The sequence below is a fragment of the Lelliottia sp. GFLA7 genome, from assembly GCF_056490165.1.
On the sequence record NZ_JBWLAQ010000049.1, the window covers coordinates 1 to 474 of the forward strand.

Annotated in this window: 1 protein-coding gene; it reads left to right on the plus strand. The window is 71.3% G+C overall.

Annotation, left to right across the window (positions count from 1 at the left end; translation table 11 throughout):
* Positions 1 to 474: amino acid permease (locus AC07RN_RS21085; RefSeq protein ID WP_478337232.1), on the plus strand; the 474-nt coding region annotated here is incomplete at both ends.

Consider the following 474-nt stretch of genomic DNA (forward strand, 5'->3'; position numbering starts at 1 on the left):
GACCGAGGTCGTCCTCGGCGTGCTGCTGGGCACCATGCTTCTGGGGCTCGCCGTCCTGATCGAGAAGTTCCGGATTCGTCCGATCGAGGGCACCACCGTGCTGTCCCAGGTCACCGAGGCGGCCCTCGGCGGGGGTGCCGGCTACTACCTGGTGCAGGGCGCGACCGTCGTGCTCCTCGCGCTCGCCGCGAACACGTCGTTCGGGGGTCTGCCGACGCTGCTGCGACTGCTGGCGGACGACGACTGCCTGCCGCACCGGTTCGCGGCACGATCCGGCCGCGAGGTGTACCGCTTCGGCGTCCTCTGCCTCGCCGGAGCCGCGGCGACGCTGCTCGTGGGTTCGAACGGCAGCATGAACGCCCTGGTTCCGCTGTTCGCGATCGGCGTGTTCGTGGGGTTCACCCTCGCGCAGGCCGGTCTTGTCCGGCACTGGCGCCAGGTGCGCTCCCGCGGCTGGAGATGGCGGGCCACCCT